At 65.9% G+C, this 14,400-nt stretch carries 17 protein-coding genes; 14 read left to right on the top strand and 3 right to left on the bottom strand.

Features of this window, described 5'->3' with window-relative positions; translation table 11 throughout:
* Positions 1 to 30: 30 nt before the first annotated feature.
* The 3 genes from ACODRW_RS10335 to ACODRW_RS10345 form a co-directional block, all read right to left on the bottom strand.
* Positions 31 to 936, bottom strand: coding sequence for a glutamate/aspartate ABC transporter substrate-binding protein (locus tag ACODRW_RS10335; RefSeq protein WP_019102383.1), 906 nt, complete (start codon positions 934 to 936; stop codon positions 31 to 33).
* A gap of 126 nt (positions 937 to 1,062) precedes the next feature.
* Positions 1,063 to 1,860 (bottom strand): 16S rRNA (adenine(1518)-N(6)/adenine(1519)-N(6))-dimethyltransferase RsmA, encoded by a 798-nt coding sequence (gene rsmA / locus ACODRW_RS10340; RefSeq protein ID WP_107797776.1) that lies wholly within the window; start codon positions 1,858 to 1,860, stop codon positions 1,063 to 1,065.
* A 176-nt stretch (positions 1,861 to 2,036) separates the two neighbouring features.
* Positions 2,037 to 3,215, bottom strand: a complete 1,179-nt coding sequence (locus tag ACODRW_RS10345; RefSeq protein WP_253313540.1) for a multidrug effflux MFS transporter — start codon at positions 3,213 to 3,215, stop codon at positions 2,037 to 2,039.
* Positions 3,216 to 3,234: 19 nt separating this feature from the next.
* Between ACODRW_RS10345 and ACODRW_RS10350 the strand changes: the two genes are divergently transcribed.
* The 14 genes from ACODRW_RS10350 (at position 3,235) to ACODRW_RS10415 (ending at position 14,352) form a co-directional block, all read left to right on the top strand.
* Positions 3,235 to 3,390: a hypothetical protein gene (locus ACODRW_RS10350; protein WP_158274200.1), complete on the top strand. Its 156-nt coding sequence runs from the start codon at positions 3,235 to 3,237 to the stop codon at positions 3,388 to 3,390.
* 73 nt (positions 3,391 to 3,463) lie between these two features.
* Positions 3,464 to 4,060, top strand: coding sequence for a Maf family protein (locus ACODRW_RS10355; protein WP_488905677.1), 597 nt, complete (start codon positions 3,464 to 3,466; stop codon positions 4,058 to 4,060).
* 17 nt (positions 4,061 to 4,077) lie between these two features.
* Positions 4,078 to 5,574 (top strand): ribonuclease G, encoded by a 1,497-nt coding sequence (gene rng, locus ACODRW_RS10360; RefSeq protein WP_048413615.1) that lies wholly within the window; start codon positions 4,078 to 4,080, stop codon positions 5,572 to 5,574.
* A 7-nt stretch (positions 5,575 to 5,581) separates the two neighbouring features.
* A complete protein-coding gene (locus tag ACODRW_RS10365; protein ID WP_488905678.1) occupies positions 5,582 to 6,292 on the top strand; it encodes a TIGR02117 family protein in 711 nt (236 codons plus the stop codon).
* Positions 6,293 to 6,326: 34 nt separating this feature from the next.
* A complete protein-coding gene (gene cysE / locus ACODRW_RS10370; RefSeq protein WP_107797772.1) occupies positions 6,327 to 7,106 on the top strand; it encodes a serine O-acetyltransferase in 780 nt (259 codons plus the stop codon).
* Positions 7,103 to 7,906 (top strand): DUF3658 domain-containing protein, encoded by an 804-nt coding sequence (locus ACODRW_RS10375; RefSeq protein WP_488905679.1) that lies wholly within the window; start codon positions 7,103 to 7,105, stop codon positions 7,904 to 7,906. The genes cysE and ACODRW_RS10375 overlap by 4 nt, the downstream gene beginning before the upstream one ends.
* A gap of 134 nt (positions 7,907 to 8,040) precedes the next feature.
* Complete coding sequence (locus tag ACODRW_RS10380) at positions 8,041 to 8,883, top strand: isopenicillin N synthase family dioxygenase (protein WP_488905680.1); 843 nt, start codon at positions 8,041 to 8,043, stop codon at positions 8,881 to 8,883.
* Between the two features lie 277 nt (positions 8,884 to 9,160).
* A complete protein-coding gene (locus tag ACODRW_RS10385) occupies positions 9,161 to 9,391 on the top strand; it encodes a DUF2061 domain-containing protein (RefSeq protein WP_019102374.1) in 231 nt (76 codons plus the stop codon).
* A gap of 118 nt (positions 9,392 to 9,509) precedes the next feature.
* Positions 9,510 to 10,037: a GbsR/MarR family transcriptional regulator gene (locus ACODRW_RS10390; protein WP_107797769.1), complete on the top strand. Its 528-nt coding sequence runs from the start codon at positions 9,510 to 9,512 to the stop codon at positions 10,035 to 10,037.
* A 114-nt stretch (positions 10,038 to 10,151) separates the two neighbouring features.
* Positions 10,152 to 10,523 (top strand): hypothetical protein, encoded by a 372-nt coding sequence (locus ACODRW_RS10395; protein WP_488905681.1) that lies wholly within the window; start codon positions 10,152 to 10,154, stop codon positions 10,521 to 10,523.
* Positions 10,520 to 11,359, top strand: coding sequence for an NAD-dependent epimerase/dehydratase family protein (locus ACODRW_RS10400; RefSeq protein ID WP_488905682.1), 840 nt, complete (start codon positions 10,520 to 10,522; stop codon positions 11,357 to 11,359). The genes ACODRW_RS10395 and ACODRW_RS10400 overlap by 4 nt, the downstream gene beginning before the upstream one ends.
* Complete coding sequence (locus ACODRW_RS10405; protein WP_107797766.1) at positions 11,356 to 11,724, top strand: DoxX-like family protein; 369 nt, start codon at positions 11,356 to 11,358, stop codon at positions 11,722 to 11,724. Before ACODRW_RS10400 ends, ACODRW_RS10405 begins: the two co-directional genes overlap by 4 nt.
* Positions 11,721 to 12,191 (top strand): DUF2269 family protein, encoded by a 471-nt coding sequence (locus tag ACODRW_RS10410; RefSeq protein WP_488905683.1) that lies wholly within the window; start codon positions 11,721 to 11,723, stop codon positions 12,189 to 12,191. The genes ACODRW_RS10405 and ACODRW_RS10410 overlap by 4 nt, the downstream gene beginning before the upstream one ends.
* 70 nt (positions 12,192 to 12,261) lie before the next feature.
* The gene (locus ACODRW_RS10415) at positions 12,262 to 14,352 is read left to right on the top strand and encodes an acyltransferase family protein (protein ID WP_488905684.1); all 2,091 of its coding nucleotides are present in this window, start codon (positions 12,262 to 12,264) and stop codon (positions 14,350 to 14,352) included.
* The last annotated feature ends 48 nt before the right edge of the window (positions 14,353 to 14,400 follow it).

The raw sequence follows: 14,400 nt of genomic DNA on the forward strand, positions 1-14,400 counted from the left end.
AGGACGGGGCCGCGGCGCGCCAACCGCGACTTACATCTGCTCGGCAGACTTGTCGGTCGGCTTGGCGATCAGCTCCTTGAATTCATCGGACATCGGGAAGTTCAGGTTCAGGCCCTTGGGCGGCACCGGGCTGGTGAACCACTTGGCGTAGATCTTGTTGACCTCGCCGGACTTGAAGGTGTTGCTCAGCGCGGCGTCCACCACCTTCTTGAAGGCGGGGTCTTCCTTGCGCATCATGCAGCCGTAGATCTCGTAGGACTGGGCCTTGCCGGTCACCACCCAGTTGGCCGGGCTCTTGGCCTTGGCCATCTCGCCGTAGAGCAGCGCGTCGTCCATCATGAACGCCGCGGCGCGGCCGGACTCCAGCATCAGGAAGGATTCACCGTGATCCTTGGCCGAGATGATGTTCATGCCCAGCTTCTTGTCGGCGTTCATCGCCTTGATCAGGCGCTCGGAGGTGGTGCCGGCGGTGGTCACCACGTTCTTGCCCTTCAGATCCGGAAAGTCCTTGATGCCCGAGGTCTTGGCGGTCAGCAAACGGGTGCCGATCTCGAAGATGCCCACCGAGAACGCCACTTGCTTCTGACGCTCCACGTTATTGGTGGTGGAGCCGCACTCCAGGTCCACGGTGCCGTTCTGCACCAGCGGGATGCGGGTCTGCGAGGTCACCAGATTGTACTTGACCTGCAGGTTCGGCATTTTCAGCTCTTTTTTCACCTGCTCGACCACTTTGTTGGCCAAGTCCACCGAGTAGCCCACCGGCTTCTGGTTGTTGTCGTAGTAGGAAAACGGAATGGACGCGTCGCGGTTGCCCAGGACGATCACGCCGGAATCCTTGATCTTCTTCAGGGTGCCGGTCAGTTCGGCTGCCATGGCCGGAGCGGCGCAGAAGGCGCCCAGAGTGGCGGCACAGATCAGGGTGGAGCGAATACGCATGAAGTTTCTCCTTTTTCACTTCCTGTGATAGACAGCCCCCGCCGACAAGGACGGGGACGGACGACTCTTTGTAGTGCGGCGGGCGCTGAACGCCCGCTCGTATTTTTTTACGTTGCCAAAGCCCCGTTACTGACGTTTGGCCTTGTGGCCTTTCGCGCTCAGATAATTGGCCAGTCGGACGTAATCCTCCACCGGCAGATTCTCCGGCCGCAATCCGGGGTCCATTTCCAGCGCGGCGAAACCCTCCGCGTCCAGCAGGCCCTTCAGATTGTTCTTCAGCGTCTTGCGCCGCTGCGAGAACGCCGTGGTCACCACCTGCTCCAGCAGAAGCTCGTCGCTGGCCACGCCGCAGCGGCCCGGCGCCGGAATCATCCGCACCACGGCGGAATCCACCTTCGGCGGCGGCCAGAACGCTTCCGGCGGCACGTGCAGGATATTCTCCATTTCAAAACGGTACTGCAACATCACCGTCAGCCGGCCGTAATCGGCGGTGGACGGCTCCGCCACCATGCGTTCAATCACCTCTTTTTGCAACATGAAATGCATGTCGGTGACTTTCTGGCCGTAAGTGGCCAGATGGAACAACAAGGGCGTGGAAATATTGTAGGGCAGATTGCCGACGATCTTCAGCTTGCCCTCCGCCACGGAGGCGAAGTCGAAGGCCAGCGCGTCGCCGGCGTGGATGCTCAGGCGCTCGGCCGGAAACTCCTTTTGCAAGCGGCTGATGATGTCGCGGTCGATCTCCACCACGTGCAAATGCTTGAGCGCCGCCAGCAGCGGCTTGGTGATCGCGCCCAGGCCGGGACCGATTTCAATGACGACGTCGTCCGGCTGCGGGTTCACCGCATGCACGATGTTGGCGATGACGCTGGCGTCTTGCAGGAAATTCTGGCCGAAACGCTTGCGCGGAATATGTTTGTTCATGAAATCTGCTAATCAGTGCAAAGAACGGAGAAGCGCCGGGTGATTTGCCGCCGCGCCTCATTGTCGAAGTCAACTCTCAAATTTGGGCCAATTGTCTGCCGATTGTAGGCTGCCCGACAAGAGCTAAAGCCGGACCCGCGCCACAAATCTCACAATACATGCCAAACGCTTGAAAATCAGTGAGGATTTTCCCGAATCGCCGCCGCGGGCCGGGTCAGCCAGCGGCACAGGCCGGCCAGCAGCAGGACCGTCGCGCCCAGCGCCCATTCACCCGGCAAGGGCAGCGCCGCGAGCCCCGCCGACACGCCGGCGGCGAACAGCATCTGACCGCAGCCCAGCAAGGCGGCGGCGCGGCCGGCGCCCTGGGAAAACGGCGCCATGGCCATGCCGCTGGCCGGCCCCAGCGTCCAGGCGAAGCCCACGCTCAGCACGCCGATCGGCAACATATAATGCCAAGCGCCCGGCTGGCCGGACAGCGCCAGCAGCAATACGCCGGCCAGCAACATGATGTTGAGGCCGTAACGCAACATCGCCTTCTGGCCGAAGCGGCCGATCAGCTTCAGACCCAGGAAGCTGGCCGCCATCACCAAGAGAGCGTTGCCGCCGAACAGCAGGCCGAAGGTGGTGCTGTCCACCCCGCCGCGCTCGATCAGCACCGCCGGCGCCAGCGTCACATAGCTGACGATCAAGGCCAGCGCCGCGCAGCAGCAAGCGCCGTAACGGCGCAGCGCCGGCGTCGCCAGCACCTGGCGCATGCCCATCGCCGGCCCGGCTGCGCTGGAAGCCGCGGGCCGGGTTTCCGGCATTTTCCAGGCCAGCCACGCCGCCGCCAGCACAGCGCTGCCGGCCAGCGCCAGAAAGCAGGACTGCCAGCCCCAGCGCGCGGTCAGCCAGCCGCCCAGCAAGGGCGCCATCGCCGGTACCACGTTCAGCGCGGCGTTGAGCAGGCTGTAGCGCTGGGCCGCCGCGTTGCCGGAGAAACAATCGCGCACCAGGGTGAACGCGCACACCGAGCTGGCGCTGGCGCCCAGGCCTTGCAGCGCGCGCAGGCCCAGGAAACCGCCCAGGCTGTCGCTGCGGCTGGCCAGATAGGCCGCCGCCGCATACAGCAGCAGGCCGCCCAGCGCCACCGGCTTGCGGCCGATCCGGTCCGCCAGCGGGCCGAACAGCAACTGCCCCAGCCCCAGGCTGAAGATGAACACGCTGAGGCTGATCGCGACGTCGGCCTGGAAATGCCGCTGCATCGCCGGCATCGCCGACAGGTAAAGATCGATGCCCAAGGGATTGAACAGGATCAACAGAATGGCCGCCAAAGTGGCGGCGCGGGCAAACGGGGAAACGCTGGACTTGGGCATCGGGGTATGACAACAGGAGATGGGGAAGCAAGCCGCCATGATACCGGGCAGCGCGCTCCGCCGCAGCAGGCCGCCGGAAAAAAACCCGTCCGCGCGCCGCTTCCACGCCTTTAAAAACAGGAAATTGACGCCATTTGAATGGGAGCTTGCCGGCCTGAAAACGCCCGGCGTCTGATGGATTCGATGGTTGCGGCATCACGCGTCTGGTAACCTAGACGACGACCGAAAGAACAAATGAGCAGACTATCATGACCGCAAATGACACCCGGATTTACCTGTCTTCCGGCAGCCCGCGCCGCCGCGAAATTCTGGAACAGTTGGGCATGCACCTGGAGCGCATCCACGCCGACATCGACGAATCGGTGCGGCCCGGCGAGTCCGCCGTCGCCTATACCGAACGGCTGGCGCTGTCCAAGGCCGAGGCCGGCTGGCAGGTGGTGGAGTCTTGCGGACTGCCGTCCCGGCCCTTGCTGGCCGCCGACACCACGGTGGCGATGGACGGCGAAATCTTCGGCAAGCCGGAAAACGCCGACGACGCCCGCCGCATGCTGCGCGCCTTCTCCGGCCGCGGCCATCAGGCCATCACCAGCGTGGTGGTGCGCGAAGGCGAACAAGTCAGACTCAAGACCTCGGTGACCGAGGTGTTCTTCCGTCCGCTCAGCGAGCAGGACATCGAGCGCTATCTGGACAGCGGCGAGCCTTTCGACAAGGCCGGCGCTTACGGCATCCAGGGCAAGGCCGGCGTCTTCGTCGAGCGCATCCACGGCAGCCACAGCGGCGTGATGGGCCTGCCTATCTTCGAAACCGCGGCGCTGCTGAGCGAATTCGGCTTTCAGTTTCCATGAGCGCGCGGGGAACCACCATGCTGCATCAATCGATACCCCTGCCGCGCGATCTACCGCGCCCCAAAGAACAAATCCTGGTCAACATCACCCCGCAGGAAACCCGGGTCGCGGTGTTGGAAGACGCCGTCGTCCAGGAGCTGCACGTGGAGCGCGCCGCCAGCCGCGGCATCGTCGGCAACATCTACCTGGGCCAGGTCAAGCGCGTGCTGCCCGGCATGCAGAGCGCCTTCATTGAAATCGGCCTGGAGCGCGCGGCCTTCCTGCACATCGCCGACGTGCTGGAACAACGCCAGCACCCGACCGAGCCGCAACGCATCGAAAAAATGCTGTTCGAAGGCCAGACCGTGCTGGTGCAGGTGATCAAGGATCCGATCGGCACCAAGGGCGCGCGCCTGTCCACTCAGATCTCTCTGGCCGGCCGCTTCCTGGTTCACCTGCCGCAGGAAGAGCACATCGGCGTCTCGCAGAAAATAGACAGCGAAAGCGAGCGCCACAATCTGAAGTCCCGGCTGGAAAAGCTGTTGCCGGCCAATAGCCCGCGCGGCTACATCATCCGCACCAGCGCCGAAACCGCGCGCGACGACGAGCTGGCCGCCGACATCGACTACCTGTCCAAGCTGTGGTCCGACATCCGCCACAAGTCCCAGCACCTGCCGGCGCAAAGCCTGCTCTACGAGGACCTGCCGCTGGCGGTGCGCGTGCTGCGCGACATGGTCAGCGACTTCACCGACAAGGTGGTGGTGGATTCCACCGAGAACTACAGCCGCATGGTGGAGTTCGCCGAGCAATACGTGCAGATCGCCGTGGACAAGATCGAGCGCTACAGCGGCGAACGCCCGCTGTTCGAGCTGCACGGCATCGAAGCCGAGATCGACAAGGCGCTGGCGCGCCGCGTCAACCTCAAGTTCGGCGGCTATCTGATCATCGACCAGACCGAAGCGATGACCACGATAGACGTCAACACCGGCGGCTTCGTCGGCAACCGCAATTTCGACGAAACCATCTTCAAGACCAATCTGGAGGCCACCCAGACCATCGCCCGGCAACTGCGGCTGCGCAATCTGGGCGGCATCATCATCGTCGACTTCATCGACATGGACAACGACGAGCACCAGTCCGCGGTGCTGGCGGAGCTGGCCAAGGCGATGGCGCGCGACCGCACCCGCGTCACCCTCAACGGCTTCACCAGCCTGGGCCTGGTGGAAATCACCCGCAAGCGCACCCGCGAAAGCCTGGCCCACGTGCTGTGCGAACCCTGCCCCACCTGCCAGGGCCGCGGCGAGATCAAGACCGCGCAAACCGTGTGCTACGAGATCCAGCGCGAGATCGTGCGCGAGGCGCGCCAGTTCGACGCCAAGGGCTACCGCATCCTGGCCGCACAATCGGTGATCGACATGTTCATAGACGAGGAATCGCAAAGCCTGGCGATGCTGATCGACTTCATCGGCAAGCCGATCTCGCTGTCGGTGGAAGCCACTTACACCCAGGAACAATTCGACGTCGTCCTGTTGTAAGCCGCGCATGCCATCCCGCCCGCCCCGTCCGGCGGCCCGGCTGCCGCGCCTGTTGTTCCGCGCGGCGCTGGGCCTGCTGGCCCTGATCGCCCTCTATCTGCTCGCCGCGCTGACCCTGGGCCTGTTGCCTGTCAACCGGGACTGGCGGCCGGCCGAGTCCGGCATACCGGTCTACCTGGACAGCAACGGCGTGCACGCCGGCCTGCTGCTGCCCCGCCGCGCCCCGGGCATGGACTGGGACGAGACCTTTTCCCCGCGCCATCCGCGGACCGGGGCCAATCTGGACAAACTGCCCTATGTGGGCATAGGCTGGGGCAGCCGCAGCTTTTACCTGGAAACGCGGAACTGGTCCGACCTCACCCCAGGCAAGGCGCTCTACGCGCTGTCCGGGCTGGACGGCGCCGTGCTGCACGTGGAATACCTGCCGACGCCGCGCGAAGGCGCCGCCACCCGGCGCCTGCTGCTCGCGCCGGAACAATACCGACGGCTGACCGGCTTCATCCAGGCCGCCGTCGCCCGCGACGCGGCCGGCCAGGCCCTGTGGATGCCGGGCTATCATTATCATGATCAGGACGCGTTTTACCTGGCCAACGGCCGCTACAGCCCGTTGACCACCTGCAACCAGTGGGTGCGCGACGCGCTGGCCGCCAGCGGCGCGCGCACCGCCTGGTGGTCCCCGTTCGACCGCGCACTATTCTGGCAATTGAAAGACCGCTGAGGCGCGCCGCCCCAGCGCAAGGGAGTTTCGCAAAATGAACGAAGCAAACGGCGACCCGCTCTGGTCCGCCATCCGGCGGGAAGCCGAACAAGCCGCGCAAGACGAGCCCATGCTGGCCAGTTTCCTGCACATGACCGTGCTGCGCCACACCACCCTGGAAGACGTGCTGGCCTTCCACCTGTCCAGCAAGCTCGCCAGCCCGGTGATGGACGCCCGCGCGCTGATGGAATTGTTCCGCGAGGCGCTGGACGCCGATCCGGCCATCAGCGCCGCCGCCCGCGCCGACATCAGCGCCTGTTTCGACCGCGACCCGGCCTGCGACAACTACTCCACCCCGCTGCTTTACTTCAAGGGCTTCCACGCCATCCAGTGCCAGCGCATCACCCACTGGCTGTGGCGGGAGGAGCGCAAAACCCTGGCGCTCTTTCTGCAGAACCGCATCTCCGAAGTCACCGGCGCTGACATCCACCCGGCCGCGCGCATCGGCCAGGGCGTGATGCTGGACCACGGCACCGGCGTGGTGGTGGGCGAAACCGCCGTCATCGGCGACAACGTCTCGCTGCTGCAGGGCGTGACCCTGGGCGGCACCGGCAAGGAACACGGCGACCGCCATCCCAAGATCGCCGACGGCGTACTGATCGGCGCCAACACCTCCATTCTCGGCAACATCCTGGTGGGCGCCTGCGCCAAGATAGGCGCCGGCAGCGTGGTGCTGGAAGACGTGCCGGCCCACACCACCGTGGTCGGCGTGCCCGCCCGCGTGGTGGCCCGCGCCGAAGGCACCCCGGCGCTGGACATGGACCAGCGCGTATGAACGCGGAGCGGGTTCACCTCGCCGTCGGCGACTCCGCCGCCGGCATGCTGAACGCGCTGCGGCGCGACGGCCTGCTGGACGGCGAGGTCCTGCCCTTCATCGAAGACCTGAGCGCCGGGCCGCTGCTGGACGCCGACGCCATCGATCAAGGCCTGCGCCTGGCCTGGCATCAGCAACTGCTGCAGGCCCAGCCCTGGCTGCCGGAATACGAGGACGATTGGCTGCGCCGGCATCAAGCCGGCCGCAAAGCGCTGCTGCGGCTGCTGGAGCGGCCGCGGCCGCTCACCGTCTGGCAAGGCCGCAACGCCGGCGACCGCCTGGCGCTGGCGCTGCTGGCCGAGCAACTGCCGGCGGACTGCCCGTTGACCGTCTGCGCCGCGCCGGAGCCCGTCTGGCAGGCCGGCGACGAGATGGCGGAATGGAGCATGGCCATGCTGCCGCTGGAACGGCTGGCGGATTGCCGGCGGCGGGAGCGCCCGCTGGCGGCCGGCGAACGCCAGGTGCTGGCCTCGCAATGGCGCCGCTGGCGCGAACACGGCCAAGGCCTGCGCCGCCTACAAGACGATGACGTCGTCGAAGCGCCGCTGGACCGCTACGACGCGCTGCTGCTGGAACTGAGCGGCGAGCAGCCGCGCGCGGTGTCCCGCCTGGTCGGCGACGCCCTCGTCCACATCCGGGAAGCGCTGCTGTCCTCCGACATCCTGTTCTGGCGCGTCCAGCAGTTGCTGCGCGCGGGCCGGCTCCGCGCCGACACCACGGCCGGCGGCGGCTCCTCGCCCTTCATCCGCGCCGGCGGCTGAACCGACGTTGCCGCGACGCGACACCCCCGCGGCCCGCGCTTGGTGATGCCGGGAGCCGCGGGTAAAATCCCAGCCCTCGGCGCCTGCCCCGCCATTGAATGGCAGCGTCCTGCAATCCTCAGGAACCCCACCCCATGAATGTCAGAGTTGTCGACTACCACGCGCCGGACGCGGCGGAACAATTCACCCGCTCCCTGCACGAAACCGGCTTCGGCGTGCTGGTCAACCATCCGATCCCGCAAAGCCTGGTGGAAAATATCTACGCCGACTGGCTGGCCTTCTTCAACAGCCAGACCAAATACGACTACGCCTTTTCCATGGAACGTCAGGACGGCTGGTTCTCCCCGGAGGTATCGGAAACCGCCAAGGGCGCAAGCCTGAAAGACATCAAGGAATACTTCCACATCTACCCCTGGGGCCGCGTGCCGCCGGAACTCAAGGCCGACGCCGACCACTACTACGCCGTCGCCAACCAGCTGGCGCAGGAGCTGCTGTCCTGGGTGCAGCAATACACACCGGCCCATATCGCCGCCAGCTACACCGAGCCGCTGTCCCACATGATCGCCGACAGCCAAAAAACCCTGCTGCGCGTGCTGCGCTATCCGCCGCTCACCGGCCAGGAGCCGGCCGGCTCCCTGCGCGCCGCCGCCCACGGCGACATCAATCTGCTGACCATCCTGCCCGCCGCCAACGAGCCCGGCCTGCAAGTGCAGGACAAGCAAGGCGAATGGCTGGACGTGCCCTGTGATTTCGGCACCCTGGTGGTCAATATCGGCGACATGCTGCAAGAGGCCTCCGGCGGCTACTATCCGTCCACCCAACACCGCGTGGTCAACCCCAGCGGCGAAGGCGCGACCAAGAGCCGCATCTCGCTGCCGCTCTTCCTGCACCCGCGTCCGGAAGTGGTGCTGTCCGAACGCTATACCGCGGACAACTATCTGAACGAGCGCCTGCGCGAACTGGGCGTCAAGATGTAAGAACCGCCGCGCGTCGCGCGGCCTAACCCGGTGGGTGCGGCTTCGCAGCCTCATCCATCGTCCCCTTGCCGCAACGCCTTGTCTCGTCTGCGCTCGCGCGATCGTGAACTGACGGCAAACCCCTCGCAGCGGAGGCTTCCCACCGCCGCTGGCGGCCATCCGCAATCAAATCCAAAAATTCATTAGTAAAATGCTATCGCTCTGAGCAAAATATTCAACTGGCCCACTCAAATGATAATGACTATCATTCAATGAATACTCAACGTGGAGCCCTGCCATGCTCAAGACCATTACTTTCGCCATCTGCCACTTCACCGTCGCCTTCAGCGTGGCTTATCTGCTGACCGGCAATATAGGCGTCTCCAGCCTGCTGGCCCTGGTGGAACCGCTGGTCAACACCGTGGCCTATTACTTCCACGAGAAGGTGTGGGACCGCATCCGCGGCCGCAAGGCCCAAGCCGCCGAAACCGGCGCCGCCGGACACAACGCCCTGTTCCATCAGCACTGACGCCAACGGCGCCGCGCCCCTGTCCGGGCGCGGCCTTGCTCTCACGGCGCGTCGTCCCGCTCCATGCCAATGAATTTCTGTATTGACAGAAATTTCGGAAACAACTATCGTAAGCACCATGGAACTGACACCCGTATCCCAACGCTTCGTGCTGCACTGGGGCGAAATGGGCACCCGCTGGGGCGTGAACCGCACCGTCGCTCAAATACACGCGCTGCTCTTCATCACCGGCCGCCCGCTGAACGCCGAAGAACTGGCCGACACCCTCAACGTGGCCCGCTCCAACATCAGCAACAGCCTGAAAGAGCTGCAGAACTGGCAACTGATCCGCATCGTGCACGTGCTGGGCGACCGCCGCGACCACTTTGAAACTTCGGGCGACGTTTGGGAACTGTTCCGCATCATCGTGGCAGAGCGGCAGCGCCGTGAAATCGAGCCCACCCTGCTGGTGCTGAAGGAATGCATGGACAGCCCGGACTTCCAGCAGGAGAGCCCGCTGGCGCAGGAACGCATCCGCAACACCTGGCAGTTCATGGACACTCTCACCTCCTGGACTCGGGAAATGCTGCGCCTGTCCACCGCCACGCTGAGCCGGGTGCTGAAGATGGGCGCCAGCATTCAGAAACTGCTGGGACGGGATAAATAAGTTCGCCGCGCACGCGGGCGGCGCCGGGCGGCCTTGCGCCGCCGGAAACTCCGCATATTTTTTTGCCATTACATTTCCGTTTTGACAGAAATTTCAGAAATAAAGGAGAACACCATGAGCGGATTCATCACCAGCATGATCATCGTCCCCCTGCTGTGCAGCCTGTTGTGCTGGTGGCTGCTGGCCGGCCCCTTGCGGCAAGTGACCCAGGCCCTGTGCGAGCACGGCGCGGGCGGCCCGTTCTGGCAGCGCGCCTTCTTGATCCTGATCCTGGCCGGACCGCTGCTGGCCGTGCTGCTGTTCGCGCCGGACGCCCCTTCCGCCTCTCTATGGCTGGACATCCGCGCCATCCTGATGTGGGCGCTGCTGGGCGTGGTGGCCCAGTTGCTGGTGCTGCTGCGCCTGGTCTGGCGGCAGGTGGCGCCCCGCCCCGTCCCGCGGCAGGTCCAGCCCCTGCCCGCCGCGCCTCAGGAGACCGCGCAATGAAGATACTGCTCTTGGGCGGCGGCGGCTTCATCGGACGGCCGCTGCGCCAGCGGCTGGAACGGGACGGGCACCAAGTCAGCGCGCCCTCGCGCCGGCAGCTGGACCTGCGCCAGCCGCGCGCCGACTGGCGTCAATGGCTGGAAGGCGTCGACACGGTGGTCAACGCCGCCGGCCAGTTGCTGGACCGCCCAGCCGGCGCGCTGGAAGCCGTTCATCACCTGGGACCGCTGCAGTTGGCCAGCATGGCCTATCAAGCCGATGTGCGCCGCTGGGTGCAACTGTCGGCGCTGGGCGCGGACCCGCAGGCCGCCACCCCGTTCCTGGCCGGCAAGGGCCGCGACGACGCCGCCCTGCTGGCCAGCGGCCTGGAAGCCCGCATCGCGCGGCCCTCGCTGATCTACGGCCCGCAAGGCGCCAGCAGCCGGCTATTGCTGCAACTGGCGCGGCTGCCCCTGTGGCTGCTGCCCGACGGCGGCAATCAGCGCATCCAGCCGCTGGCGCTGGACGACGCGGTGGAGGGGCTGGCGCGGCTGGCCTTGGCCGACGACGCGCCGGAAGGCGTCATCGAGTTCGTCGGCGCCGAGGCGCTGACCCTGGCCGACTACCTGCGCCAGTTGCGTCGATTGCAAGGACTGAACGCCCCGGCCTACATCCTCAACCTGCCGCCCCAGGCCAGCCGGACACTGGCGGCTTTGGCCGAACGCTGGCCGTCCAGCCTGATCAGCCGCGACACCCTGGAGATGCTGAACCACGGCAGCTGCGGCGACCCGTCCACCCTCGGCGCGCTGCTGCAACGCGCGCCGCTGGCCAGCGGCCAATTCCGGGAAGCGCCATGACGCCCTCCACGCGCAACATCGAATACGCGTTGGCGGCGCTGTGGCTGTGGAGCGGCCTGCAGCCGCCGCTCAGCGCCTGGGACGCGTCCGTCGCCATGCTGCAGCGGCTGCCCTTGCCCGCCGCCTGGGCCGCGCCGCTCTTCCTCGCCGCCTGCGGCCTGGACCTCGTCTTCGGCCTGCTGACGCTGGGACGCCCCTGCCGCGCCTTATGGCGGACCCAGGCCGCCGTCGTCGCCGGCTACAGCCTGACGTTGGCGCTCTGGCTGCCGGAAAACTGGCTGCATCCGTTCGCCCCCTTAGTGAAAAACCTGCCCATCCTGGCCATGCTGCTGTGGCTGGGCGCCCGCCGGGAGACTTCCGCATGAACGCCTATCTCGTGGTCAAAACCCTGCACATCCTGTCCGCCACCCTGATGGTGGGCACCGGCTTCGGCTCCGCCTTCTACCTGTTCTTCGCCAACCGCGGCCGCCAGACCGCGGCCCAGGCCGAAGTGGCGCGGCTGGTGGTGCGCGCCGACTGGTGGTTCACCACACCGGCGGTGATCTTCCAACCGCTGTCCGGCCTGTGGCTGGCGCGGCAGGCCGGCTGGCCGCTCTCCAGCGACTGGCTGCTCGCCTCCATCGGCCTGTTCCTGTTCGCCGGCCTGTGCTGGCTGCCGGTGCTGCGGCTACAAACCCGCATGGCGGCGATGGCGCACGCCGCCGCCGCCGCCGGCCAGCCGCTGCCCGTGCGCTACTGGCGCTACGCCCGCTATTGGGAATGCCTGGGCTATCCGGCCTTCCTGGCCATGCTTACGACATACTTTCTAATGGTGATAAAACCGGGAGCTTGAGTAGGAATAAGGATAGAATGTTTGGTTTTTTATTATTCAAGCCAGAATCATGGCTTGAGCCTTCCGCACTATGTCGCTCACTCCCCACTCCTGTATCGACGCCAAAGCTTATCGGCCGGACATCGACGGCCTGCGCGCGCTGGCCGTGCTCAGCGTGGTCGCTTTCCACATCGGCCTGCCCGGATTCGGCGGCGGCTTTGTCGGCGTAGATATATTCTTCGTCATTTCCGGCTTCCTGATCAGCGGCCTGCTGCGGCAGGAATTGCTTGCGCAAGGCCGCATCGACTTCAAGGCTTTCTACGCTCGCCGCATCCGCAGGCTTGCGCCCGCGCTGGCGCTGGTGCTGGCCGTCAGCCTGGCGCTGGCCTACTTCGTGATGCTGCCGGACGACCAGATCAAGCTGGGACGGGAAGTCCGCGCGGTCGCCACGCTGTCCGCCAACCATCACTTTCTCAAGCACGCTTTTGATTATTTCGACTCCGACGCCGACCTCAAAGTCTTGCTGCACACTTGGTCGCTGGCGGTGGAGGAGCAATATTATCTGGTCTGGCCCTTGCTGCTATGGGGCGTCTTCCGCCTGAGCAAGGGGGATCGCCATGTCACCGACCTGCGCATGCGTCTGGCCCTGGGCACGGTCTTGCTCGGATCGCTGGGCTTGAGCTTATGGCTAAGCTATCGCGATACGCCGCAAGCCTTTTACCTGATGCCCGCCCGCGCCTGGGAATTCGCCGCCGGCGCCCTGCTGGCCTTGCTGCCGCCCCCGCGCGGAGGCCGGCGCCTGGCCTTGCCCATCGCCGCGCTGGGCCTGGCGCTGCTGCTGGCGTCCATCGCGCTGCTGAATGAACGCATGGTCTTTCCCGGCGTCATCGTGTTGCTGCCGGTCATCGGCAGCGTGCTGTTCATTCTGGCCGGCATGCTGGACCCGTCCAATCCGATAAGCCGCTGCATCGGCTCCCGTCCCTGGACCAGCATCGGCCTTCTGTCCTACGGCTTTTATCTGTGGCACTGGCCCTTGCTGGCGCTGGGCCGCTATTGGGGCCTGGGCGAACGCGATCTGACACGCGACCTGTTCTTGGGCGGCGTTCTGGCGCTGGCACTGGCCTGGCTGAGTTACCGCTATGTGGAACAACCGCTGCGCCGGGGACAATGGCGGAAGCTGCGCGATACCCGATCCACGCTGCGAACCGGCCTCGGCATCACCCTCGGCCTATGGCTGCTGGGCACGGTCGCCATGTATTTGCCCAAGCACTTTCCTTGGCCGGGACAGCAAAGCATTCTGCAGGCCAAGCGCGACGCTTTCCATTTTGTCGGCGATTGCGGCATGCCGGCCGCCGGCGTCCCCTTGTCCCCGCGCGCCCAATGCCTGGTCGGCGCGCCCGGCGCGCCGCTTAAACTGCTGGCCTGGGGCGATTCCCACACCGACCATCTGATGCCGCTGTACGACGCGCTGGCCAAGGAGCGCGGCATCGCCATCCTGCGCCGGGTCTACCACGGTTGCCCGCCGCTGGCCGACGCCATGCCGGTGGGCGAAGGCAAGAAACGCAGTTGGTGCCCCAGCTTCGCGCGGGCCGTGCGCGCGGAATTGCCGCAGCTGGCGGCCCAAGGCGTCACCGGCGTGCTGCTCAACGCGCGCTGGAACAGCTATACCGCCCAAGATCTGCCGGGCAGACCGGCCATGACCGGTCTGGTGGCCGCCGGTCTCGAAGGCGTCCCCAGCGTATCCGGCGGCATGAAGGCCGGCGTCGCTCCGCTGGACCGCGCCTCCTCGCTGCAGGTCCTGGAGCAATCGCTGGACCGCAGCGCGCAAGACATGGCCGGCCTGGGACTGAAAATCGTCCTGGTGCTGCCGGAGGCGGAGATGAGCAAGTCGCCGCCGGAATGCGTGGCCCGCTTGGGCGCGGCGGCCTGCAACGCGCCGCGCGCGGACGTTGAGCGCCATCGCCTGCAGATTGTCCAGCTGCTGCAACGCGTCGCCGCCCGTCACCCCAACATCCGCTTGTGGGACCCCCTGGATCCGTTCTGCGACGCCAAGACCTGCTTCGCCAGCCGCGACGGCAAAGTGCGCTACCAGGACAAGGACCATATCACCGCCAGCATGGCGCTGACCTTGACGGACAGTTTCCGCCCCAGCTTCGACTGGGCGAGAAGCGCCGAACGCTGAACCCGCCCTCCTCGAAATGGCAGCCTCCCGGCTGCCATTTTCGCTTTT

The sequence above is a fragment of the Chromobacterium sp. FG89 genome, assembly GCF_057808735.1.

Coding starts and splice junctions, on each gene's coding strand:
- ACODRW_RS10345 (WP_253313540.1), bottom strand. CDS start 3,215: ATGCCCAAGTCCAGCGTTTCCCCGTTTGCCCGCGCCGCCACTTTGGCG.
- ACODRW_RS10365 (WP_488905678.1), top strand. CDS start 5,582: ATGCCATCCCGCCCGCCCCGTCCGGCGGCCCGGCTGCCGCGCCTGTTG.
- ACODRW_RS10400 (WP_488905682.1), top strand. CDS start 10,520: ATGAAGATACTGCTCTTGGGCGGCGGCGGCTTCATCGGACGGCCGCTG.
- ACODRW_RS10375 (WP_488905679.1), top strand. CDS start 7,103: ATGAACGCGGAGCGGGTTCACCTCGCCGTCGGCGACTCCGCCGCCGGC.
- ACODRW_RS10385 (WP_019102374.1), top strand. CDS start 9,161: ATGCTCAAGACCATTACTTTCGCCATCTGCCACTTCACCGTCGCCTTC.
- ACODRW_RS10395 (WP_488905681.1), top strand. CDS start 10,152: ATGAGCGGATTCATCACCAGCATGATCATCGTCCCCCTGCTGTGCAGC.
- ACODRW_RS10410 (WP_488905683.1), top strand. CDS start 11,721: ATGAACGCCTATCTCGTGGTCAAAACCCTGCACATCCTGTCCGCCACC.
- ACODRW_RS10390 (WP_107797769.1), top strand. CDS start 9,510: ATGGAACTGACACCCGTATCCCAACGCTTCGTGCTGCACTGGGGCGAA.
- ACODRW_RS10415 (WP_488905684.1), top strand. CDS start 12,262: ATGTCGCTCACTCCCCACTCCTGTATCGACGCCAAAGCTTATCGGCCG.
- ACODRW_RS10405 (WP_107797766.1), top strand. CDS start 11,356: ATGACGCCCTCCACGCGCAACATCGAATACGCGTTGGCGGCGCTGTGG.
- ACODRW_RS10380 (WP_488905680.1), top strand. CDS start 8,041: ATGAATGTCAGAGTTGTCGACTACCACGCGCCGGACGCGGCGGAACAA.
- ACODRW_RS10355 (WP_488905677.1), top strand. CDS start 3,464: ATGACCGCAAATGACACCCGGATTTACCTGTCTTCCGGCAGCCCGCGC.
- cysE (WP_107797772.1), top strand. CDS start 6,327: ATGAACGAAGCAAACGGCGACCCGCTCTGGTCCGCCATCCGGCGGGAA.
- ACODRW_RS10335 (WP_019102383.1), bottom strand. CDS start 936: ATGCGTATTCGCTCCACCCTGATCTGTGCCGCCACTCTGGGCGCCTTC.
- rsmA (WP_107797776.1), bottom strand. CDS start 1,860: ATGAACAAACATATTCCGCGCAAGCGTTTCGGCCAGAATTTCCTGCAA.
- ACODRW_RS10350 (WP_158274200.1), top strand. CDS start 3,235: ATGGGGAAGCAAGCCGCCATGATACCGGGCAGCGCGCTCCGCCGCAGC.
- rng (WP_048413615.1), top strand. CDS start 4,078: ATGCTGCATCAATCGATACCCCTGCCGCGCGATCTACCGCGCCCCAAA.